The organism is Spiribacter halobius (assembly GCF_020883455.1).
In the GTDB taxonomy this organism is placed as follows: Bacteria; Pseudomonadota; Gammaproteobacteria; order Nitrococcales; family Nitrococcaceae; genus Sediminicurvatus; species Sediminicurvatus halobius.
Genome location: NZ_CP086615.1, coordinates 3,367,552 through 3,388,921 on the forward strand (window position 1 = coordinate 3,367,552; position 21,370 = coordinate 3,388,921).

Annotated in this window: 25 protein-coding genes; 6 read left to right on the top strand and 19 right to left on the bottom strand. The window is 70.1% G+C overall.

What is annotated here, in order from left to right; all coding sequences use genetic code 11:
* Positions 1 to 3: 3 nt before the first annotated feature.
* From LMH63_RS15730 to LMH63_RS15750, 5 genes are read right to left on the bottom strand one after another with little or no spacing between them, the layout of a single operon-like run.
* Positions 4 to 1,263, bottom strand: a complete 1,260-nt coding sequence (locus tag LMH63_RS15730; protein ID WP_109678907.1) for a hypothetical protein — start codon at positions 1,261 to 1,263, stop codon at positions 4 to 6.
* An 11-nt stretch (positions 1,264 to 1,274) separates the two neighbouring features.
* A complete protein-coding gene (locus tag LMH63_RS15735; protein ID WP_109678908.1) occupies positions 1,275 to 1,625 on the bottom strand; it encodes a hypothetical protein in 351 nt (116 codons plus the stop codon).
* A gap of 48 nt (positions 1,626 to 1,673) precedes the next feature.
* Entirely contained in the window at positions 1,674 to 2,003 is a 330-nt protein-coding gene (locus LMH63_RS15740; protein ID WP_109678909.1) for a DUF2589 domain-containing protein, read from the bottom strand.
* The gene (locus LMH63_RS15745) at positions 2,000 to 2,422 is read right to left on the bottom strand and encodes a DUF2589 domain-containing protein (RefSeq protein ID WP_109678910.1); all 423 of its coding nucleotides are present in this window, start codon (positions 2,420 to 2,422) and stop codon (positions 2,000 to 2,002) included. The genes LMH63_RS15740 and LMH63_RS15745 overlap by 4 nt, the downstream gene beginning before the upstream one ends.
* Positions 2,423 to 2,444: 22 nt before the next feature.
* Positions 2,445 to 3,299 (bottom strand): DUF4332 domain-containing protein, encoded by an 855-nt coding sequence (locus LMH63_RS15750; RefSeq protein ID WP_308443959.1) that lies wholly within the window; start codon positions 3,297 to 3,299, stop codon positions 2,445 to 2,447.
* A 17-nt stretch (positions 3,300 to 3,316) separates the two neighbouring features.
* On the opposite strand from LMH63_RS15750, the gene LMH63_RS15755 reads away from it, so the two are divergent.
* On the top strand, positions 3,317 to 3,463 hold the full coding sequence (locus LMH63_RS15755; protein WP_199225672.1) for a PIN domain-containing protein: 147 nt from the start codon (positions 3,317 to 3,319) through the stop codon (positions 3,461 to 3,463).
* A gap of 211 nt (positions 3,464 to 3,674) precedes the next feature.
* Here LMH63_RS15755 and LMH63_RS15760 read toward each other — a convergent pair whose 3' ends face one another.
* Complete coding sequence (locus tag LMH63_RS15760; RefSeq protein WP_109678911.1) at positions 3,675 to 4,898, bottom strand: type II toxin-antitoxin system HipA family toxin; 1,224 nt, start codon at positions 4,896 to 4,898, stop codon at positions 3,675 to 3,677.
* Positions 4,891 to 5,208, bottom strand: a complete 318-nt coding sequence (locus LMH63_RS15765; RefSeq protein ID WP_109678912.1) for a helix-turn-helix domain-containing protein — start codon at positions 5,206 to 5,208, stop codon at positions 4,891 to 4,893. The genes LMH63_RS15760 and LMH63_RS15765 overlap by 8 nt, the downstream gene beginning before the upstream one ends.
* A 311-nt stretch (positions 5,209 to 5,519) precedes the next feature.
* Between LMH63_RS15765 and LMH63_RS15770 the strand changes: the two genes are divergently transcribed.
* Together LMH63_RS15770 and vapC are read left to right on the top strand one after the other, a co-directional pair.
* Positions 5,520 to 5,756 (top strand): antitoxin, encoded by a 237-nt coding sequence (locus tag LMH63_RS15770; RefSeq protein WP_109678913.1) that lies wholly within the window; start codon positions 5,520 to 5,522, stop codon positions 5,754 to 5,756.
* Between the two features lie 5 nt (positions 5,757 to 5,761).
* Complete coding sequence (vapC, locus tag LMH63_RS15775; RefSeq protein ID WP_109678914.1) at positions 5,762 to 6,163, top strand: type II toxin-antitoxin system tRNA(fMet)-specific endonuclease VapC; 402 nt, start codon at positions 5,762 to 5,764, stop codon at positions 6,161 to 6,163.
* Between the two features lie 240 nt (positions 6,164 to 6,403).
* Here the strand turns inward: vapC and LMH63_RS15780 are convergent, their stop codons facing one another.
* The gene (locus LMH63_RS15780) at positions 6,404 to 6,802 is read right to left on the bottom strand and encodes a type II toxin-antitoxin system VapC family toxin (protein WP_109678915.1); all 399 of its coding nucleotides are present in this window, start codon (positions 6,800 to 6,802) and stop codon (positions 6,404 to 6,406) included.
* The gene (locus LMH63_RS15785; RefSeq protein ID WP_109678916.1) at positions 6,799 to 7,029 is read right to left on the bottom strand and encodes a type II toxin-antitoxin system Phd/YefM family antitoxin; all 231 of its coding nucleotides are present in this window, start codon (positions 7,027 to 7,029) and stop codon (positions 6,799 to 6,801) included. The genes LMH63_RS15780 and LMH63_RS15785 overlap by 4 nt, the downstream gene beginning before the upstream one ends.
* Positions 7,030 to 7,610: 581 nt before the next feature.
* On the opposite strand from LMH63_RS15785, the gene LMH63_RS15790 reads away from it, so the two are divergent.
* Entirely contained in the window at positions 7,611 to 8,915 is a 1,305-nt protein-coding gene (locus LMH63_RS15790; protein WP_109678917.1) for a hypothetical protein, read from the top strand.
* 107 nt (positions 8,916 to 9,022) lie between these two features.
* On the opposite strand, the gene LMH63_RS15795 is transcribed toward LMH63_RS15790, so the two are convergent.
* From LMH63_RS15795 to LMH63_RS15820, 5 genes are all read right to left on the bottom strand, one after another.
* Positions 9,023 to 9,220, bottom strand: a complete 198-nt coding sequence (locus LMH63_RS15795; RefSeq protein WP_109678918.1) for a DUF2283 domain-containing protein — start codon at positions 9,218 to 9,220, stop codon at positions 9,023 to 9,025.
* A 336-nt stretch (positions 9,221 to 9,556) separates the two neighbouring features.
* Positions 9,557 to 10,294 (bottom strand): type III pantothenate kinase, encoded by a 738-nt coding sequence (locus LMH63_RS15805; protein WP_109678919.1) that lies wholly within the window; start codon positions 10,292 to 10,294, stop codon positions 9,557 to 9,559.
* Positions 10,295 to 10,529: 235 nt separating this feature from the next.
* Positions 10,530 to 11,507, bottom strand: coding sequence for a biotin--[acetyl-CoA-carboxylase] ligase (locus LMH63_RS15810; RefSeq protein WP_109678920.1), 978 nt, complete (start codon positions 11,505 to 11,507; stop codon positions 10,530 to 10,532).
* The gene (locus tag LMH63_RS15815) at positions 11,500 to 12,801 is read right to left on the bottom strand and encodes a M18 family aminopeptidase (RefSeq protein WP_199225673.1); all 1,302 of its coding nucleotides are present in this window, start codon (positions 12,799 to 12,801) and stop codon (positions 11,500 to 11,502) included. The genes LMH63_RS15810 and LMH63_RS15815 overlap by 8 nt, the downstream gene beginning before the upstream one ends.
* Before the next feature lie 153 nt (positions 12,802 to 12,954).
* Complete coding sequence (locus tag LMH63_RS15820; protein ID WP_109678921.1) at positions 12,955 to 14,136, bottom strand: MFS transporter; 1,182 nt, start codon at positions 14,134 to 14,136, stop codon at positions 12,955 to 12,957.
* Positions 14,137 to 14,567: 431 nt separating this feature from the next.
* On the opposite strand from LMH63_RS15820, the gene LMH63_RS15825 reads away from it, so the two are divergent.
* Both LMH63_RS15825 and LMH63_RS15830 read left to right on the top strand, forming a co-directional pair.
* Positions 14,568 to 15,665: a M42 family metallopeptidase gene (locus tag LMH63_RS15825; RefSeq protein ID WP_109678922.1), complete on the top strand. Its 1,098-nt coding sequence runs from the start codon at positions 14,568 to 14,570 to the stop codon at positions 15,663 to 15,665.
* Positions 15,666 to 15,766: 101 nt separating this feature from the next.
* Positions 15,767 to 16,471, top strand: coding sequence for a GntR family transcriptional regulator (locus tag LMH63_RS15830; protein ID WP_109678923.1), 705 nt, complete (start codon positions 15,767 to 15,769; stop codon positions 16,469 to 16,471).
* A 63-nt stretch (positions 16,472 to 16,534) separates the two neighbouring features.
* On the opposite strand, the gene LMH63_RS15835 is transcribed toward LMH63_RS15830, so the two are convergent.
* From LMH63_RS15835 to LMH63_RS15855, 5 genes are all read right to left on the bottom strand, one after another.
* Positions 16,535 to 17,356 carry a sugar phosphate isomerase/epimerase family protein gene (locus tag LMH63_RS15835; RefSeq protein WP_109678924.1) on the bottom strand — a complete coding sequence of 274 codons (822 nt, stop codon included), beginning with the start codon at positions 17,354 to 17,356 and terminating at the stop codon, positions 16,535 to 16,537.
* A 52-nt stretch (positions 17,357 to 17,408) separates the two neighbouring features.
* Positions 17,409 to 18,221, bottom strand: a complete 813-nt coding sequence (locus tag LMH63_RS15840) for a methyltransferase domain-containing protein (protein WP_109678925.1) — start codon at positions 18,219 to 18,221, stop codon at positions 17,409 to 17,411.
* A gap of 28 nt (positions 18,222 to 18,249) precedes the next feature.
* Positions 18,250 to 19,527 carry a TRAP transporter large permease gene (locus LMH63_RS15845; protein WP_109678926.1) on the bottom strand — a complete coding sequence of 426 codons (1,278 nt, stop codon included), beginning with the start codon at positions 19,525 to 19,527 and terminating at the stop codon, positions 18,250 to 18,252.
* Positions 19,528 to 19,557: 30 nt separating this feature from the next.
* Complete coding sequence (locus tag LMH63_RS15850; RefSeq protein WP_109678927.1) at positions 19,558 to 20,151, bottom strand: TRAP transporter small permease; 594 nt, start codon at positions 20,149 to 20,151, stop codon at positions 19,558 to 19,560.
* An 81-nt stretch (positions 20,152 to 20,232) separates the two neighbouring features.
* Positions 20,233 to 21,339 (bottom strand): mandelate racemase/muconate lactonizing enzyme family protein, encoded by a 1,107-nt coding sequence (locus LMH63_RS15855; RefSeq protein WP_109678928.1) that lies wholly within the window; start codon positions 21,337 to 21,339, stop codon positions 20,233 to 20,235.
* Between the last annotated feature and the right edge of the window lie 31 nt (positions 21,340 to 21,370).

The following is a 21,370-nucleotide window of genomic DNA, read 5'->3' on the forward strand; positions in this document are numbered from 1 at the left end:
ATCTCAGTGTAGGGCGCAAGAATCGCGTGGATACGCCGTGCCGCGGCGGCGAGCTGCTGGAACCGCCGCTGATCGGTGGGCTCTCCGCTGCCAAGGCAGCACCAGCGCTCGCGGCGCAGCAGTGCCGTCATGCGACGGTAGGTCTCGATGTGCTCGGCAAAGCCCGCTTGGTGGAGGGCCTGCTCCATGTGACGGAGCACCTCGATGCCGGTCTCGACGTTGTCGCCTGCCCCCTGCGGCGCCGGCCCGGCCGCGTCGGTGTCGGTTTCCTTTACAGTGCGCCGACGGGTCATGGCGCCCCCGCTCCACGAGATCGAAGCGAAAGGTGAAGGTGTCCGCGAAGTCGTGACCGACGATGCGGTTGACGACACCGACACGCACCTCGTGGCGGCCCGCGGCGAGCGGGCGCGGCGGCTCATGGACCACCTCGAATGGCGAGCGCGGCGGGGCGCGGTAGGGCACCGAGGCGCGGTCCACGGCGAACTCGGTGATCGCGAGCTCGCCGCTGCCGGTGAAGCGCACGCGAATGCGGTCCGGGCCCTCATCCACCGGGTAGCTGCCCGGTGCGGGTCGCTGGTCGACGAGCTGCGGGAAGGGCGAGAGGGGCGTGTAGCGCTCGTCCCAGTCGATCTCGCGCTCGATGACCCGGCCGCGCCCGTCCCCGGGCTGCCGGGCGCGCGGGTAACCGCCGCCGCGCGATTCGAGGATGCGCACCCGCGCGCCCCGGTGGGCCTGGAAGACGCGAACGTGCACACCGGGGCGGTTCAGGATGTCCCCGGGGCGCAATGCGGCGCGGTCCACCTCCACGCACAGGCGGGGCAGGTTGCGGGTGCTGTAGCCCACGCCATTGATGCGCCGACTGCCGAACCCCCAGGCCCGGAGGACGTAGCCGGAGCAGTCGATGCCCGCCAGGCTCCGCGGCACGCGGAAACCGTAGCCAAGACCGTTCGGGGGGTTGCGGTACCAGTAGGCGGTGGTGCGCCCGGCGACCCCGGCGGGCAGGGGGTGGCGGCGATCCCAGCCCCCGGGGCACTCGCCGTTGGCGATGCACATCAGAAACTGCGTGCCGGAGTCGAAGCCGTCCTCGCCACCAAAGACGTAGGGCATGACGTCATGCTCGGCGCCAGTGAGATAGCCGCTGTGGAAGGTGTGCGCGGGGTTGGCGGCGCTGAAGGTGTGCGTATTCGCCGTCGGGCGCCAGCCAGCCATGCGCGGCGGCGTATAGCGGCGGGCGTTACTGATGACCTCGGCTCGGGTGACCACCGGGCCCTCCCCTACGTTTCGTCGTTGCTGCCTGCATGCAGGGTCAGCGGGGCGAGGCGCAGCTTCATCGAGGAGACCTGGTGGGGCTGGAACTCGCGCAGGGCCTTCGGATCGGTGATGACGGCGACACCACGGGGGTCGCCACCCTGCCCGTCCGGCGCGCCGGCGACCGCAAAGCGTAGCTCGATGTCCACATCGGCGATCTGGAACGCGGGGACGGTGAGCTCGGCGAGCGCCTCGCTCTTGCGATACTCCTCGCGCAGGCGCGCCGTCTCGAGATCCCCCAGGCGCCGGGCCTCGGCGAGGGAGCCAAGCACGGCGCCGACGAGCTGTGCGAGCGGGACGGTCTGCGGGTCCGCCACGTCCTGCCTCCTCGGCCCCGGCCGCGCCGCGACCGGTGCGGCCTGGCGTTACGGCGACGCCGGGGTGACGCCCGTGCCCGGATTGACGCCCGGCACCGGCTGCGCCTCACCGATGGGTACCACCTTCACCGACTCGTGCAGGATGTCCAGCACGCGGCCGAGCCCCTCGGGGATCTCGTCCTGCACGGCGTTGACGGTGATCTTGAGCGTGGTGCGGCGATCGGTCTGGCGCTTGTTGGTGGTGCGGTTGCTGTAGGAGCCCTTCACCTTGACCTTGAAGAACCAGTAGTTGGCCTTGGCCTCGGCGCTCACCTTGCGCACGGAGGTGGACTCCCGCGTCTCCACGTCGCGGATCTGGAACTCGAAATCGATGGTCATGTCGTTGATCCGCAGACAGGGGATCGATCCGCAGACAGGGGATCGATCCGCAGACAGGGGATCGGGACCATCGCGAGCAGCGGCACGGTGAGCTTGGACGGCACCACCGAGTAGCGGACGGTGCCCGGCGTGCCCTCGGGGGCATCCGCCGGGGGCGGGATGCGCTCCTCGAGCACGCGGTCGAACTTGAAGTCCACGTAGCGCGCCTCGAGCCCGGGCTCGCCGCTCTCCCCGGAGATGATGTCGAAGTCGCCGGCGGCCTCGCCGTCCTCCAGCGCCCGGGGCTTCAGCCCCACCTCCTTGATGAAGTCCACGGTGTTGTTCGCCGCCAGGGCCTGGGCCTGGATGGCCGCGACCATGGGCGAGCCGATGATGTGCTCCAGCGGCAGGGCGCGGAGCTCGGCGGGGATGTTGGCCATGGCAGTGTTCCTCCTGCGGCCGCTAGAGGCGCTCGGCCGCGTTCCTCCACGTGCGGATCTGCTCCTCGGAGACGTTCAGGCGCCCGGCCAGCGCCCGAATGCCCTCCGGCGTCTCCGTGGCCTCCAGGAAGCCGGCGACGCTCTCAATGCCAAGCGCCCGCAATTCACGGCCGCGGGCAATGCCGATGCCGCGGATGACGGTGACATCCCCCGACACGGGCGGGCGGGGCCCCGGGCCCGGTGGCTCGGGAGCGGGGTCCGGCTCGGGCTGCGGCGAGGGTGAGGGCTCCGGCGCGGCTTCGGGCTCGCGGCCGCTCAGCAGGTCGGTCAGCAGGTCACCGAGCCGGGCAAGGCCCTCGGCGGGCTCGCTCGTGATGCGCATGCTGACTTTCATGTTTCCGGGCCCGGAGGCGGAGCGGCGGCCAAGGTAGGCGCGCGAGGCGGCCAGGCTCGTGGCGAGCGCCCCGGGGGCGATACGCGAGGCGGCAAGCGGCTCCCGCCGCGTCTCGGTGACGTCGAGCTCGAGCTCCACGTTCATCTCACGCAGTTGTACCGCCGGTGGCTGCACCAGGGCGAGCCGCGGAATGCTGACCTCGAAGGGAGCCTGGCCCTGTACGACGCGCGGCTCGCCCGTCTCCGGGTCGACAATGCGCTCCTCGACGGTGCGCTCGGTGCGGAAACGGAAGGTGCGGGCGATGTCCTGCTCGAGACCGAACTGCTCGAGAAAGGCGAGGCTCTCCTGAGTGGCAAGCCCCTGGGCGCGGAACTGGCATTCGGGGTCGCGAAGAGTGGATCGAGGCGCAATCGCGCGGCGCTGTACAGGTTCCTCGCACTTCTGGACATTTTTCCGTTCGGCGAGGCGGCCATGCGCCAGTATGGTCCCGGCGCGCCCACGTGGAGCGCAAGGGTCAGCCCATCGGCTCCATGGACCTGCTGATCGCGGCCCACACCCTGGCCCTCGGCTATACGCTGATCACCAACAATCTCAGGGAGTTTGCCCGGGTGCCGAACCTGCCGCTCGAGAACTGGGTGGGTGGATGAAGGCATCGGGGACGGGTGTAAGTCGACAAGCGCGCAGCGCTCTCCGACAGCCGCGTGGAGCGCGGTCAGTGGGGTTCGCCAGCCGGCGCGTTGGCGAGCGCGGAGCGCTTGCCGACCTATGGCGGGCACATCTGCCGTGGGTCTGCCTGTCTGGTCGCCGGCGGCCTCCTCAATGGCTATTCCGCAGAATTCGCCGCAAACGTCGCGGTGTTCAGGCGATTGGCAACGTCTCGAGATGGGCGTCGATAGCGCGGACGATCGTCGCGGTGAGCGGCAGGTGGGCCTTCTCGGCGTGCCAGCGCTCATGGAAGCGCGCCACGGTCTCGCGGGCCGTCGAGAGCACCAGCGCCTCGGGGAGCATCGCTTTGGCGGCAAGGTGTGACAGCTCGTCTTCGGTGAAGCGCTGAAACGATTTCGTGCGGCTGTACTTCAGCGCCGCCGTCTCGCCGCGGATGTAGGGCACGGTGGAGACGAGGTCATAGGCCGGCGCGAGCGCAGCTTGCCGGCGGTCGGGGTAGATCAGGGACCAGTTCTTCAGGTGCATGTCGCCGTTGCCGATCAGCGTGCTGAAAGTCAGCCGCCGGATAAACTCGGCAAGGTCGGCGTCGCCGCCTTCCGCGGCCAGCACGCGTGCGATGTGACGGGCGGATCCCCTGCTGTACTTGGCCTCGGGATACACGCCGAAGACCTGGGCGAAGTCCTCGATGTGCACGGGTGTGCCATCTTCCTGCCGGTCGAATCGCCGGACGGCCAGCGCCTGGCATTCGAACTCGGCGATGCGGGGCGGCAGATGCCGAATGGCGTCGAGGTCGACGAGCGCCACCGGCGGCACGTCGATCCCGACCTGCCGGGCCAGCGTCATCATGGCGTACTCGTTCTCCGGGACGCGCTCGAACTGGGGCGAGGGCAGCTTGATGATCCAGTCCCCGCCGACGCCCCGCGCGGGAATCGTGAGCCCGCCGCGTTGCTCATTGATCGCCGAAAACTTGAGCTGGACGCCGGCGAGCGAGAAGCGGAGGGCGTCTTCCCGATCACCGGGGTGCTCATCGTCAGGCGCGCCCTCGTCCCTGTCCGAAGGCCAGGCCTGGCCTTCGCCAGCCTGGACGGTGATGGCACCCGGCAGGTCCTGCCCCAGCGCCCAGAGGAGAAAGAATTCCCGCTGTGGCTTCACACCTGCCCTTTCGGCGAGATAGGTGCGCATGTGGCCTTCCGGGAGCAGGTTCGAGAAGAACGGCAGCAGACGCGTCTGCGTCGTCCGGAAGTCGGTGATCAGATTGCCGAGCTCATCCTTGAAGCCGAGCCCCAGGACCGGACGCTGAGGGTCGTTGATATAGCGCTCGTTGAACGCAAAGAGGACGCGATCCTGGCCAACATGGGTGAGCGTCCCAACGGGCTCTCCATGGAGAAGGACGTCCAGGACGGAGACCTCAGCCATCGTCGTCGTCCTCCAGCGTGTAGGCGGGGCGCACTCCGGCACTGTCGCGCCCCGGCGACTCGCCTTCGGTGCTGCGAATGACGGCCTGTACGGCCGGCATGGCTTTTCGTGGCACGAGCATGAGCTCGAGCTCGAGCGCGCGGGCGAGCTCGACCAGACTGGACAGCCGCAGGTCGACCTTCGCGCTCTCGATCTTCGAAATCTGGGCCTGGGGCAGGCCGGTTCTTGCGCTGAGCGCGCGCTGGCTGAAGCCCTTGCGCTTTCGGGCGGCCTTCAGCCTCGCTGCCAGGTGTTCGGTGTGGTAGGGCATATTGATAGCTCAAAGTGAATCACTGAGGCTTGCCTATATATGAAAGGATATCAATCACTGCCGCCTCAAACTATTGATGCATTACCACACATCATTGGTTGACTCTGATATCTTTTTTTATATCACGCGCCCGAGCGCTCCGTCAGGCGGCCCCCTGAACCGGGGATCTCCGCGCGAGACCAGCATCGCAGGGAGAGGGCCGCCAATGAGTAGGAGGAATTCGCCTGCCGGCGTGTCGGCGAACGCGGAGCGCTTGCCGACCTACTCGGGAGATGGGTACCATTGATATACACCATCGGTCGGAGTGGATCATGGCGACCACTGCAAAGATCTTCACCTCGGGCCGTAGCCAGGCGGTGCGCCTTCCCAAGAGCCTCCGCTTCGAGGGCACGGAGGTCATCGCCAAGCGCTTTGGCAACGGCGTGCTGCTGCTGCCGGTGGACGCGCCGTGGGAGGTGATGCAGGAGGCGCTCGAGGAATTCGAGCCGGATTTCCAGATGGGGCGTGAGCAGCCCCCGCTCCAAGATCGCGACAACTGGCCCTGGTAGCGGCCGTGGCCTTCCTGCTCGACACCAACACCTGCATCTACATCATTAACCGCCGTCCGCCCGAGGTCTTCGAGCGGTTCCGTGGCCATGCGATCGGTGAGATCGGCATATCGAGCATCACGGGCGCGGAACTGACGTTTGGGGTCGCGAAGAGTGGCTCGAGGCGCAACCGCGCGGCGCTGGACAAGTTCCTCGCGCCTCTGGACATTCTGCCATTCGATGAGGCGGCCATGCGCCAGTATGGTCCCCTGCGCGCCCACCTGGAGCGCGAGGGTCAGCCCATCGGCTCTATGGACCTGCTGATCGCGGCCCACGCCCTGGCCCTTGGCTATACGCTGATCACCAACAATCTCCGGGAGTTTGCCCGGGTGCCGAACCTGCCCCTCGAGAACTGGGTGGGGAGCTGACGGCACCAGAGACAAGGCCGGCAAGGGCGCAGCGCTCGCCGACAACGATGCGCGCGTTCGATCCATTCGCCCCGGACCATGGCACGATCCGGACGCTCACGCACATGGTCGAAGTGGGTTGTGCGCGGCGCAGGCGCGTGCAACATCCCGCGCACATCGTCGAGCGGTGCTTCGGGGTCCGGATGTCGCACACGAAGGTGCGCGACCTACGTCTGGAGGCATCATCCCCGGTGCCGGCCATCACCATAGCCATCGCACATGCGGGTACGCCTGGATACGGTGGTCGGCGGTGACGAGCGTGGCGTTCTGCTCGCGGGCGAGTGCGACGATCATGCGGTCTGCCGGATCGGCGTGAAACGCGCCTGGCAGTCGGGTTGACTGAACGGCGACCTGCGCCGTGACCGGGACGATCCGCACGTCGGGGATGGCGGCGACGGTCGCGAGCCAGTCGTCCAGGTCCATGCTGAGGGCGAGCCGTCCCTTGCTAACGAGCATGGCGATCTCCCACGCGCAGATGGCGGACACCTGCACTCCGGTGCCGCGTGAAACCGCATCCGCGATGGCCCCACTCGCCGCCGGCGAGAGCGCGTCGCCGCCGGTGACCCACCAGATCAGCGTGTGCGTGTCCAGCACGATCACCTGGCGGCCTCCCAGTCCTCCTCGCCGACGGGCTCGCAGGGGTCGTCATAGCGGAGCACCGTACCGTGTAGCCGCGATAGCGCGTCTTCGGCGGGTGCCGCCTTGTATTTGCGGATCACGTGGCTCGGACGGCCATGGTCGGTAATGATGACCTCGCCGTCGTCGGCCTCGATCTGGCGCAGGATCTCCAGCGCGTGGGCCTTGAAGCGGGATTTGGAGATTTGCATCGGAGTGCCCAGGGTGTTTGTGACTCTGGTCATAATACCATGGTCACTGGACCCGCCAGAGGCAGGCACTCGGTGGCGGCGTTACGCGCCTTTCAGTGGCGATTCACCTGGCGGCCTGGCGGCGAGCGCTTCGCGCTTGCCGATCTACGCGGCTGGAGGCGGCGCGGGATCTGCGACCGCGGGTACGGCCTGGAGGGTGGCGCCTGGTGTACGCCGCTTTGCGGCGTTTCGCGGTCGGGGGCCGCTCCTACGGGGGGCATTCTGTAAGGGCTTTGCCTTGGCGGATCGGGATGTCGGCGTCCGCGTGCGGCGGGTACCGACCGGCGCCCGACTTGCTCTCTCTCGCTCGCCCCCCTCCCCCGCGCCGGCAGGCGTGGGGGAGGGTTGGGGTGGGGGCTCCCAGCCGGCGCTAGTGGCACCGGGGTTACCCGCCCCACCGCACCGCTGGTCGGCCCCTCCGGGGTCCGCCGCCGAATGGTCGCCCGCGGGCAGGTCGGGACACCCGATTGCGGCTATAGAGCATCCCAGACTACGTGACACGGGAAGGGGGCGGCGCCTGGGACGCCGCCGGGGAGGGAGTGATGCGCGTGCATGGGATGGGCGTTTGGGGCCTCGCCGGGCTGCTGCTCTGGGCGGTCCAGGCGAGTGCCAGCGAGCCGCTGGCCGGGGTCTGGACGCTGGACGGGGAAGCCACGGTGCAAAGGCTGGAGGCCGCGGTCGACGAGAACGCGAGCATGGAGCTGCAGGCGCAGGCCGCCTTCGTTGCCAGCCTGCTCGGTGACATCCGCCAGACGATCATCCTTCAGCCTGACGGCGCCGCGGGCGTGGAGATGATCATGGGCGCGGAGCGCGAATCGGCGGGCGGCACCTGGGAGCGCGTCGGTGCGGGCATCAGCGTCACCCTCACGGACGCCACCGGCGCGAGCGAGACCATGTCCTTCACGCCGAGCGGGCGCCACCTCGCGTTCACCCCGCAGGACTGGGGGCTGCCCGTGCCACTGCTTTTCACCCGCGAGGGCGACGCGCCGCCGCCGGAGGCGGCGGAGGCGGAGCCGGCGCCGGAGGCGCCCGCGGAGCGCTGGCCAATGCCCGCCGAGTGCCCGCCGCCGGCTGTGCTCCCGCCGCGGGCCGAGGGCGCGCCGGTGGACGACATCCTCGGCCTGCGCCCGGGGATGGGCTTCGTCGAGGTGCGTGACCGCATCCTCTGCCGGGGCTCGACGCCCCATCTGGAGACCGCGGCGCTGTGGAACGTGCGCCAGAACTACGGCCTGTCGACGCGGCAGCTGCTGCGCGCCACCAACGGCGAGCCCTGCACGACGCAGGCCGCCGACTGCGACGATGGCGGGCGTTTCACGCCCCGGCGCGACCTCACCGAGGAGATCGTGGTGCTGTTCACGGGCATGCCGGAGGCCGAGCGCGCCCACGCCATCTGGCGGCGCACCCGCTTCCCCGCCGAGGCCTCCCCGAGCGTGGCCTCACTGGTCGAGGCCCTGAGCGAAAAGTACGGCGCCCCGCACTTCCAGGAGACCGAGTCCGGCATGTACAACACCTCGCCGCGCCGGGGATCCACCACACTGAGCTGGGTCTACGACCCCCGCAACCGCGCCGTCCCCCGGGAGCAGGCCGCGGGCTTCCGCCGCAACTGCCTCAACGGCCCGAAGCCCTACTTCGCCACCCGTCACAGCTGGAATGGCGGCTGCGGGCTCACCGTGCGCGCCGAAATCCTCCCGGTGCCGGGCTCCGAGCTGGTCGCCAGCGGCCTGGACGTGGTGGTTTTCCATCAGAGCGCACTGATGCAGGGCACGCGGGCGTTCGAGGCCGAGCTCGCGGCTGCTTACGAGGCGCAGGTGCGCGAGCGGGGGGCGGAGGCTGCGCCGGAGCTGTGAGGCATAGCGGCGGCAGGCAAGCCGGGAACGGGCGGCGTGATCCGCGCAGCGTACTGCACGCATCCGCGGCAGGTGCGCGCCTACGTCACGCTACCTGAGGCACGGCCTCAAGCCGCGATCTGCTCGAACGAGCAATGCGGGATGTCCGCCCGGTCGCTCGCGTGTTCGACCGTGATGGCGCAAATGTTCCCATCGGCATCGACGTCGAGCAGTGTGTTCTCGTCCAGGTCGCGGGTCTCGATAACCTCCGCTTTCCGGAACTCGATGTACAGCGTGTCCGTTTCCTGGAAGTACTTGATGTTCATGGCCGGAATCTCCGGTCGAGGAACGCGTTGTGAACGGTCTCGCCGTCAGGGAGCCGCACGACGCGCAGCCACCGGCCCTGCAGTTCCGGCACCCGGCCCACCGCCGGATGCGGCCGTCGGACTGGGTGACCTCGTACTCCGGATGCGACGCACGCGCTTGATCCCCCAAGCTCACCGCACTCACGGATCGACTCGAGGCCATCAGTATGTACGCGGGCACCGCTCGGCGTTAATGCCAGTGTAGGTTGTGCGCGGCGCAGCCGCGTGCAACGGGCGGCACGAAGACCGGGTAACGGGTGACACGGAGCCGGGATGTCGCAACCGGAGGTGCACGCCCTACGTTGAGACGGCACCGTGGGCCAGGCCTTCCAGGACCAGGTCGGGGGCGTGGAGGCTTGCGGGGAGGTGGGGGCGCAGGGTCTCGGCGTCGCCGCCGGTGAGCACGAGCCGCAGATCGAGTTCCGTGGCCGCCTGCAGGCGGTTGTAAAGACCTTCGACACTGGCGGCGGTGCCGAGGACGAGGCCGCTGCGCAGGCCGGTGCGGGTATCGGTGGCGAGGTGGGTGAGCTCGCCCTCGACGTCGATGGGCGGGAGGCCCGGGGTGCGTTGCGCGAGGCCCAGCTGCTGGGTCGCGAGGCCGGCGAGGATGACGCCGCCGAGGTGATGGCCGTGGGGGTTCACGGCGTCCACGGTGATGGCGCTGCCGCAGTCGACGATGCAGGCGGGCAGGAGGCCTCGGGCGGCGGCGCCGGCCATGGCGAGCCAGCGGTCGGTGCCGAGCTGGCCGGGGTCTGGATAGGCGATGCGGATGCCGGCGCCCTCCTTCGGGGTGCGGACGCGGCGCGGGGTGATGCCCCACAGGGTCTGGCTCAGCTCGGTGACCCGGGCGCTGATGGGGCCGGGCGCAGTGGTGACGTAGCGCACGGCCGTCGGCGGCGGCAGCCGGGCCCAGTGGCCGTGGAGGGCGTCGATGGCCGAATGCGGGCAGGCCTCGCCCGGCGCCAGCAGGTGGCCGCGGTCGGCGATGGCCCACTTGATGCGGCTGTTGCCGATGTCGATGACGAGGGTGGTCATGGGGTTTCGGGCTCGGGACGCTCGCGGGGTGGCGCGGTGTAAGGCCTATGGTGTCAGCGCGGCGCAGGTTTTGGGAGGCTGGGTGAGGTGACGGCGTGCCGCCGGGGTAGAGGGGATTCGGCGCGAGGGCGCGCCGCCTGCAGGCTGCAATCGGGCTTCTCCTGGCGGAGTTTGGCATGTGGGAGCTCCCCCGGCCGGGTCTCCCATGGCGGCGCCGCTCGCGTGTCGCAGGGCATCATGATGGCAGCACTCTCGTGTCGCCGCTCAGGTGGCGCTCCAGGCCCTGGGCGGTGCGCAGAATCAGGGCGCCGGTCTCGTCGACGCCCTGGACCTCGCCGGTGACGATGCGGTTGGCGAGCTGGAGGGTGATGCGGCGGCCGGCGAGTGTGTCGAGGGCCGGCCAGCGTTCGCGCAGGGCGGGGGCGAAGCCATCGGGATAGGCCTGGCAGGCCTCGAGCACGGCGGCGGCGAGCTGGCCGGCGAGCCCGGGGCGCGGCGGCGGTGCCGGGAGGATATCCGCCACGCCGGCAGCCTCGCGCCCCGGCTCCAGGGGGCCGACGAGATCGGCGCGCCAGTTGATGCCCGTGCCCACCACCACCGTGCAACGGCCCATGGGGTCCCCGGACAGCTCGCAGAGGATGCCGGCGAGCTTGGCGCCCTCGTGCATGACGTCGTTGGGCCACTTGACGCCCACGCGGGTGGCGCCGAGGGCGCGAAGCGTCTCGGCCAGATGCAGGGAGACCAGCAGCCCCAGGCCGGCGGGCCCGGACTCGAGCGCCTCGAAGGACCAGGCCACGGACAGGTAGATGCCGCCCGGGGGCGAGGCCCAGCCGCGGTCGAGCCGGCCGCGACCGCCGGTCTGGCGCTCGGCGATGACCATCTCCGGGCCGCCGCTCCCGCGCGCCCGCAGCCAGCGGTTGGTGCTGTCCACCTCGGGCAGCACGGTCAGCGGGATGCCGGCCCAGCTCTCCCCGAGCCCGGCACGCAGCGCGTCGGCCTCGTGCAGCGGCCATGGCCGGTCCCAGCGATAACCCTGGCCGACTTCGGCGCTGACCGGATAGCCGGCCGCCTGCAGCTGATGCACCTGCTTCCACACGGCGGCGCGGCTGATGCCGAGGTCCTCCGCCAGGCGCTCCCCTGAGCGCGGGGCGCCGTCAGCGAGCAGGCGCAGCAGGCGGTCGCGGGTGCCGGGGCCGGGGCTGGCTTCAGCCATCGGCGGCCCCGGGCTCGTCGTAGAAGGTCCGCAGGACGGCGATCATGGCCGCGTGGTCCTCGGCGCCGGCGGCCTCGCGGATGCTGTGCATGGCCCACATGGGGTTGCCGACGTCCACCGTGCGCACCCCGAGCCGGGTGGCGGCCATCGGGCCGATGGTGGTGCCGCAGGGCAGGTCCACGCGATGCACGTAGTGCTGGCAGGGCACGCCGGCCTGCTCGCAGAGGCGGGCAAACCAGGCACTGCCGACGGCATCCGAGGCGTAGCGCTGCTTGGCGTTGATCTTGACGGCGGGGCCGGCGTTCACGGCCGGGGCGTCCTCCTCCTCGTAGGCCCAGGGGAAGGCTGGATTGCGGGCGTGGGTCATGTCCGCGCTGAGCAGCCAGGACCGGGGCAGCTGACGCTCCAGCGGCATGTCGAGCGCACGCGCGATGCGGCCGAGGACGTCGGGCAGGAAGCTGCTGGCGGCGCCCTTGAAGCTCTCGCTGCCGACCTCCTCGTGGTCGAAGACCGCGAGGATCGCCAGGCCCGAGTCGGGCTGCGCGTGCCGCATGGCCTCCAGCCCCGCGTGGCACGAGGCGAGGTTATCGAGCCGGGGCGCGGCGATGAACTCCTGGCGGCGGCCGTAGCGGGTCGGCGCCTGGGTGTCGACGGCACCGAGCTCCCAGGCGCGGACGCGCTCCGGGGCCACCCCGAGCGCCTCGCCGAGCCAGGCCCGCAGGGCGTCCATGCCCGGCGCTTCGTCGCCGAACTGCAGCGGTAGATGATCGTGGGGGGAGAGCTTCAGGCCCTCGTCGTTGACCGTGCGGTTCATGTGGATGGCGAGGTTCGGGATCCGACAGATGGGGGTCGGGTGATGGAACAGCCGGCTGGCGTCGGTGCCGTCCGCCCCGCGCAGGATCACCCGCCCGGCCAGTGTCAGATCCCGATCGGCGAACGTGGCCAGGATGGGGCCGCCGTAGACCTCGACCCCAAGGCGCTGCATGCCGTCCCCCTCCCGCGCCCTGCCCGGCTTGACGCGGAGGCCGGGGGAGTCGGTATGGGCGCCCACGATGCGGATCGGGCCTTCGCTCGGCCGCTGCCCCACCGCGACGGCGATCAGGGAGGATTCGTCCCGGCGGACGAGGTAGCGGCCGCCGGGCCGGATGTCCCAGCTGTCCGTCTCGCGGCGCTCCGCGAAGCCGGCATCCCCGAGCCGCGCGGCGAGGTTGGCGCCGGCGTGCCAGGGGGACGGGGAGCTGTCGATGAAGGTCAGGAGGTCGGTGACCGGGTCGGCTGGCATGGTGTGGGGCATGGGCGTCGTCTTGGGTGTCCGCGGCGATTGCGGTTGGCTGTTGGATGTTGGCTTCCGCCTGCGGCGGGAGCCAACCTGTTGCTGCGTCATGGCTGGCGCTGTCCGGGTTACCGTAAGGCGTGTGCCGGGGTCGCAGGAACACGCGGCGCCAGTCTATGCCGGGGCGGCCACCTCCTCGCCGGGCCTCGGCATGGCCGCGCCGGCCAGCGCAGTGACCGCGCCGGTCACCGCCAGGGCGACGAACATGGCGAAAAACCCGCCCAGACCGTGAAGCGCGCCCACGAGCGGCACCGCGATCCCACCGACGCCCAGTACCAGGAGGAACTGCAGCCCATAGACCCGTGCCCGGATGTGCTGCGGCACGTAGCGCGCGACCAGGGTCGAGCCGATGGGCACCTGGGCGAACACCAGGACCATCACCAGCCCGCCAGCGAACACCATGGGCCAGCCGTGGCTTAACGCCGCAACGCTCATGGCGAGCACCTGACCCGCGGCGATGGCCATCAGCAGCGGACGCACCGGGAAACGGTCCAGCGCCATGCCGACGGCAATCTGCGCGAACGCCGCCGTGGCGTAGATGACGGTCGCGACAAGGCCGATACCGGCCGTGCTGGTAATGACGGCAACGAGACGCTCCTCGAGGACCTTCGGCATGGCCACCGTGGTCGCGTTGAACTGCAGGGAGACCATGATCGTCGCCACCGCAACCACCGCGAGCACCCGCGGCCAGCCAGGCCGCATCCGTTCGCTGGCCGCGGTGTGGATGCGGGCGCGGGGCGCGCCGCCGTGCCGCCACAGGAACGCGATATAGGCCAGGCCGGTGAGCAGGGACAGCACCCCGGGCAGCACGAAAGCCGCCCTCCAGCCGGCGGTGTCAACGAGCGCGGCGGAGACCAGCGCCGCGCCGGCCACGCCCATGTTGCCCCAGACGCCATTGATCCCCAGCCGGCGGCCGAGCGATGTGCGGGGACCGCTCTCTGCAACCATGGCGATGCCCACAGGATGGTAGATCGCCGCGAACACGCCGACGACAAACAGCGCGGTGGCCATCGCCACCGGCCCGTCCGCAAACCCCATGAGCAGGCAGGCGGCCCCGATGCCGAGAAAGAACACCACCATCATTCCCTCGCGGCTCCAGCGATCGCCGAGCCAGCCCGCGGGAATGGCACCGAAACCGAAGATCAGGAATGCCGGGGTCGCCAGCGTCATCAGCTCGCCATAGGCGAGCCCGAACTCCCGCTCCATGGCGATCACGGCGGTCGCGAATATCAGCATGAACCAGTGATCGTAGGCGTGCCCCACGTTCAGGAAAAGCAGGCGCAGGCGCGCTTCCATCGGAACCCCGGTACAAATCTCAAGGCGGTACTACACGCCGTAACCCGGCCGTGGCTTACTCTGGTGGCGGCGACCCGGACTCGATGCGCTGTCCGCAACCACCTGCCTCGAGCCCCCACCCGGTATCAGCATCGGCGAATCGTGCGCCGCATACAACCGCCGCGGCTGCGTGACCTGCAATCGGTGCAGGCAGATCGCACACGTCGCGCCCGCGAACGGTCTGTGCTAAGGAAGTGGTGGCAAGGCTGGGGCGCGTGGGCAGCGCGATTTGCCCGGCCCGCGGAAGCGGGTACCCTGCTCCGGCAGGCGGCGCCAACGGAGACGCCCCATGCACGCCGCCGAGCACGATCCCCGCAGCGCATCGCGGATGCCCGCTGCGCGCAGCGCACGCGGCCCCACGAGCAGCATGCAACCGGCCAGGAGACCCGATCATGAGCGCTAGCCCGCTCCTTGAGCGCCTGCGGGCACTGACCGCCCTGGATGCCCCCGTGGGCTTCGAGGAGCCGGTGCTGGAGGCCGCCCGGGCGGGCCTCGCGGCCTGCTGCGACCGGGTGGAAAGCGACCTCCGCGGTAACGTCTACGCCTACCAGGCAGGGCGAGACGCCAGCGCGCCGCGGGTGATGATCACGGCGCACGCCGACGAGGTGGGGTTCATGGTGACCTCCGTGCTCCCCTGCGGGCACCTGCGCTTCGCCCGGCTCGGCAAACCCACGGCCATGGTTCTCCCCGGCCAGCGGGTTCGCGTGCTCACCACCGCGGGCGCCCTCGAGGGGGTGATCGGCGTCAAGCCCGGCCACGTGCTGAGCGGCGAGGAGGCGAACCGACTCCCGGCACTGCGTGACCTCTATATCGACGTCGGCGCCGAGTCCGCAGCCCAGGCCGCGGACTGGGGCATCGAGCCGGGCACGCCGGCCGTCTTCGTCGGCCCGCTCACCCGCACCGGCAACCCGCACCGCTGGCTCGGCAAGGCCGTGGACAACCGTATGGGCGTGCTCGCGGTGCTCGAGGCGGCCGAGCGCCTGGCTGAAGCCACCGCACCCTGCGAGCGGGTATACGTGATCGCGGTGGAGGAGGAGGTCGGCCTGCGCGGGGCCGAGGTGGCCGCGCGCCACGTGGACCCGGACGTGGTGCTCGCCGTGGACACCGTGCCCTCGGGCGGCACGCCGGACCTGCGCCCGGACGATCTTCCCTGGGAAATCGGCAAGGGTCCGCTGCTGAAGGTGCGCGAGACCATCGGGCTCAGCACCAGCCGGCCGCTGCGCGAGCTCATCCGTGCGAGCGCCGAGCGGGCGTCCCTCCCCTATCAGCTGATCGTGGACACCGCGGGCATCACCGACGCCACCTCCGCACAGCAGGCCTCCGGGCGGATCGCCGCAGCAGTGATCGGCCTGGCGCGCAAGTACTCGCATTCGGCCGCCGAGCTCTTCGACGCCCGTGACCTGGAGGCGCTGATCGACCTGGTGGTCGCGGTCACCCGGGACATCGAGCACGTGGACCAGCTGCGGCGGCTGCCTGCGGGCGGGGGCTGACCGACGGCGCCCGGCTGGCGGACGCGATGCACGCCGCCTCATGCCTGGCCATGGCCCGGGCCGGGCGGCAGCGCCCGCTAACACGATAGCGAGGAGAGCCGATGAGAATCGTCAAGTCGTCCCTGCACGAGGCCTGCGCTGACCGCATCCGCGAGCAGATCAACGCGGGCGTGCTGCTGCCCGGCACGCGCATCCCCGAGCGCGATCTCTGCGAGCAGTTCGGCGTCTCCCGCACACCCCTGCGCGAGGCCCTGAAGGCGCTCGCCGCGGAGGGCTGGGTGGAGCTCACGCCCCACCGCGGCGCATGCGTGACCCGCCTCGACCGCGCCGACATCGAGAACGCCTTCGAGATCATGGCGGCGCTGGAGTCGCTCGCCGGGCGTCTCGCTTGCGAGCGCATCCGCGACGACGAGCTCGCCGGGATCCGCGCGCTGCACCAGGAGATGTGCGCCCACTACGAGAGCGGCGAGCTGCCGCAGTACTTCCGCTGCAACCAGCGCATCCACGAGGCCATCATCGACGCGGCCCGCAACCCGGAGCTGCGGCGCCTGTACGACAGCCTCTCCGGGCGCCTGCAGCGCGCGCGCTACACGGCCAATCTCACCCGCCAGCGCTGGAGCACGGCCGTGCAGGAGCACGAGCGCATCCTGGAGGCGCTCACCGCGCGGAACGCGGACCGCCTCTCCCGCCTGCTCGCCGAGCACCTGCAGCACAAGCTCGAAGCGGTGTGCGAGGCGAACTTCGTCAACGACACGGAGCAGGACGGCGGCGTCGACAGGACGCACCGCTACTCCGGCAGCCACTGAGTGCGCCGGGGCCCGTAGCCCGCCGGCGGCGGGCTACGCCCGGCTCGGCAGCGCCACGGGCTTTCAGGTTATGCCTGCCTCGCGCGCCCGCTCGACCAGGTAGCGGCGCCCTTCCAGCATGTCCTCGAGCGTGCCCCACTGATTCATGTAGTGGCCGGTGAAGCCGGCCCCCTCCACCAGGCGGAACATCTCGCCGAAGTCGATCGTCCCCTCGCCCGGATGCAGGTGCTCCTCCACCGTGCCACGGCAGTCGGCGAGGCGCACCTCGCGGCAGCGGGTGAGGTCCAGCGCCTCCACGAAACCGCGGATGCCCTCCGGGAAGAGATGCGCGTGGTTCACCGTGAAGGAGAACCCGAGCGCCGGCGAGCGGAGGTTGTCGAGATAGTAGCGGCACTCCTCGATGCTGCTTGCGAGGTAGTGCACCTCCGCGTCGTCGGGCTCCCGGTTGGTGTTCTCCAGCAGCAGCAGCGTACCCACCCGCTCGGCGTACTCGGCCGCTCGCCCCAGGCGCTCCAGCGCCGCCTCCCGGCGCAGCGCATAGTCGCCGGTGAAGTGGTAGCCGGCGTGCACGACGACCCACTGCGCCCCGGTGTCCACCGCCATGTCGGCATAGGTGCGGAGGTACTGGTCGGCGGCGTCGCGCACGAACGGCGACACCTCGGCGATGTTCACTCCGGAGACGGTGTGCAGGCCAAGGTTCACCCCGTGCCGCGCGGAGAGCTCGCGGATGCGTGGAGCGCGCTCGGCGATGGTCTCGAGGGCGTTCGGCGCGAGGTCCACCTCCACATCGAGGAAATGGACGTCGTGCTCGGCAGCCCAGACGATGGCCTCCTCCACGGGTAGGTCCTTCTTGGCGTCGATGCCGATGCGCTGATGCAGGTTCATGGCGTTGTTTCCACTCCCATCTGTTGTCCGTCGCCGTCCCAGCCAGGCGCGCTCAGCCGGGGGGCACGCGCCCGGTGACCACCCAGGCGGTGGCCGTAAGCGAGCGCGGGCCGTCCTCGTCGCCGCTCAGGTAGGCGGAGCGCACTGCGGCGCACACTCGCTCGCGGAGCGCTGGTTCCAGACCCGCAACATACCCGCCCACCGGGCCCTGGCCACCCAGCAGCGGCTGCCAGTAGTCGTCGAAATTCAGAAAGTCCATGCGAATCGTGACCCATGAGCGCTGCACCGACTCCAGACCGGCCCCCTCCAGCAGGCGCGGCATGCCGTCGGGCAGCGCCAGCGGTGATGAGAAGATCCGGTCCCGCAGGGCAGCCGCCTCCGGGTCGATGCCGGCGGCGCTGTCCCAGAGCAGCCGCTGGTACACCAGCCCGCCACGGAAATCCCAGGCCGAGGCCACCACCGTGCCCCCCGGCTTCGTGACACGGCGCATCTCCGCCACGGCGGCCTCCGGCTCCGCCACGAAGTTGAGCACGATGAGCGCGAAGGACGCCGCGAAGCGGTCGCTCTCCAGATCGAGGGTACAGGCGTTCTGGCGCATGAACTGCACGTTGCCTGCATCGGCACGCTCGCGGGCGAAACGCAGGTAGTCCTCGGCCACGTCGACGCCGATCACGTCCCGCTCCGGGTAGCGCTCGGCAAGCGCCAGCGCCATGCTGCCGGTGCCGCAGCCGACGTCGAGCAGCGGCCCCGCGGGCAGCGGCTCTGCCGCGCCGCTGATGCGCTCCGCCACCCGGCGGCTCCAGCGGCCAATGAATCCCTCGTAGGCGGCGCCGTCGTTGGCGGCGTAGGTCGAAGACTGGCTCATACGTCTGGGGTTCTCCGGAGTGGCGGGGTCATTGGGTGATGCTGGGCAGCCAGGTGGCAATGCCCGGGAAGGCCATCAGCACCAGGGTGAAGGCGACCAGCGTAAGCAGGAACGGCAGATTCGTCACGAATATGCGCATCTGGTCGACGCCCGCTATGCGCCCGGTGATGATGAGCGCGATGGCGAGGGGCGGCGTGAGCTGGCCGATCACGACCGACATCACCATAAGCACCCCGAAGTGCAGGAGATCGGCGTCGTAGAACAGCAGCGTCGGCAGGATCACGGGTACCAGCACCGGGATCAGCGGGTCCAGGAACATGCCCGCAAGCACGGCCAGGATCACCAGCACCAGCAGCCGGGCGAACATGCCGTCCCCGATGGTGAGCACGTCGATCACCGAGGCCAGGATCTGCGGCACGTGGGCGCTGGAGAGGCTGGCGCCGAGCGCGAAGGACAGGCTGACGATGATCAGCAACTCGCCGGTGAGCTGCAAGCCCACGACGAACACCCGGTAGAGCTCGCGCAGGTGCAGGGTGCGGTAGGCGAAGACCGACACCAGGATCGCGTACACCACGGCGAAGGCGCCGGCCTCCGAGGGGGTGAACACGCCGAAGGCGAGGCCGCCGACGATGATCGCCGGCATGCCGAACGCAAGCGATGCCCGCCGCCCGCTGCGCAGGATGTCCCACCCGGACAGGCTGCCGTGCCGGCGCCAGCCTCGGCGCCACGCCAGGAACATCACCAGCACCATGAAGGTGAGGCCGAGCAGGATGCCGGGTATGAGCCCGGCCAGGAACAGCGCTCCGAGGGAGGTCCCGGTGATCGCGGAATAGAGGATCATGGGCGAGGACGGTGGGATGAGCGGCCCGATGCCGCAGGAGGAGGCGCTCACCGCGGCGGCCACGTCGCCCGGGTAGCCCTCGCGCTTCATCGCCGGAATCAGGATCGAGCTGGAGCCGGCGAGATCCGCAGTGGAGGAGCCGATCATGCCGCCGAAGAACATGCTCGTCAGCACGTTCACCTGGGCGAGGCCGCCGCGCATCCAGCCGACCAGGGCGCGGGCGAACTCGAACAGCCGCCCGGAGATGCCGCCGGCGTTCATGATCACCCCCGCCAGCACGAACAGCGGCAGGGCCAGCAACGTGAACTGGCTGACGCCGGAGACCATGGTCTGCGGCAGCATCATCCCCCACTGGCCGCCGAGGTAGAAGTTCAGGGCGACGGCCACCAACAGCGCCGCCACCATGGGCACGCCGAGGATAAGCAGCCCGAGCAGCGAGGCGATGGCGATCAGGGCACTGGTCATGGGCGGTTTCCGTTTGGCGGGGGTTCGGGATCAGGCGTCGCCGCCCGTGGCGCGCGCCGCGAGCAGGCCCTTAACGAAATGCTCCAGGTAGGCGAGCGCCGCGACGGCCGGGCCGATCAGCATCGCCGAGAGGAACCAGCCGCGCTCGAGCTTCAGGTAGATGGTGCGGTCGCCGCCGAACAGGCCCACGTAGTTGACGGACACCAGCGCGAGATACGTGAACCCGGCCGCCGCCACCAGGTAGGCGAACAGGTTCAGCGCCTGGCGCCAGCGGGACGGGAAGAGGTCCATGAAGAACTCGATGCGGATGACCTGCCGCCGCCGGATGGCGAGGAACATGCCGCACATGCCGAGCCACGGCAGCGTGCCGATCACGATCTCCTCCACCCAGATGAACGTGAACCCCACCGTGTAACGCGTCGTGGCGTTGACGAAGACGAGCGCCACCGTGGCGACGAGGATGGTCACGCCGACGGCCTCCACTATCCGGTTGATCAGCCGGTCCAGGGGCGAGGCGCCGGGATCCGGGTCCATCAGCTCCGGCGGCCGGGTGGCCTCCTCCATCTGGCGGACGATATCGTCGTCCTTACCCGTGGCGGCTTCGGTGCGGCTCTCCTCACTCATCGCCTGTCCCCTCCGGAATTGTTCAAGGGCGCGCCAGCGCACCCGTGTACGCCAACGCGTCCCGGGCACCTGCGCACGGCGTCAGTCATCGCCGCGGACCAGCGAGTCCTTCAGGGCGTCCCGGTCGACAGTGACCCCAAAGCCCGGTGCGTCGGGAACGTGCATGCGCCCGTTCACCGCCTCCGGGGCATGCTCGAAGACCTGCCGCTCCACCTGCTCGACACCGAGGTGGACCTCCGCCAGCGTGCCGTTGCGGAAACCCGCGACGTGGTGCAGGCAGTAGATCCCGCCGCCGCCGGCGTCGGACAGCGGGCGATTGTAGATCTGGGCGAGATGCGCCACCCGCCGCGTCTCCGTCATGCCGCCGTTGAACAGGCTGTTGGGCATGAAGATGTCGATGGCGTCGTGCTCGAGGAAATGCCGGAACCGCTCGGAGTGCCCGTCCATCTGTCCGGCCGAGAGGGGAATGCTGGTGCGCTGGCGCAGCAGGCGCATATCTCTCGGATCATTGCGATGAAGCGGGTCCTCGAACCAGGCGATGCCGCAGTCCTCGAGCATGCGGGCGAGTTGCAGGGCGTCCTCGAGGCCGAGGCTCTCGTTGGCGTCGATGGCGATCAGAACGTCCTCGCCCAGCGCCTCGCGCAAGTGGCGTACACGCTCGGCGTCCTCCCGGATACCACCCGGGGCGACCCCGACCAGCATCTTCAAGCGGCTGTGCCCGCGCGCGATGAGGTCCCGCGCCACCGCCACCAGCTGGTCGCGGTCGTAGGCACCGAAGCCGAAGGTGACGTAGACATCGGCGTGGTCGCGGTGGCCGCCGAGGAGCTGGGCCACGCTGCGTCCCGCCGCCTTGCCGATGAGGTCCCAAAGCCCAAGGTCCACGCAGGACAGGGCCGCGAGGTTGATACCGCTGGCCTGGCCGCGCTCGGAGACGATCGGCTGCAGCCGTGCGTGGATCGCCTCGAGATTACGGGGATCCATGCCGACCAGCGCCGGCCGCAGGTGGTGGTTCACGCAGGCCGCCACGCCGTGGCAGAGGAAGCGGGCCGACATGCCGACACCGATGTGCCCCTCATCGGTCTCCACTTCGCAACAGACGCGCATGGGGTCGCCCGCTGGGCGGTTGTGGATGAGCGGCAGCCGTGTCTCGAAGCGATGCACGCTGGCACGAACGTCTGAGATCTTCACAGGGTAACCTTCTCCGGTTGCCGGGGTGGCA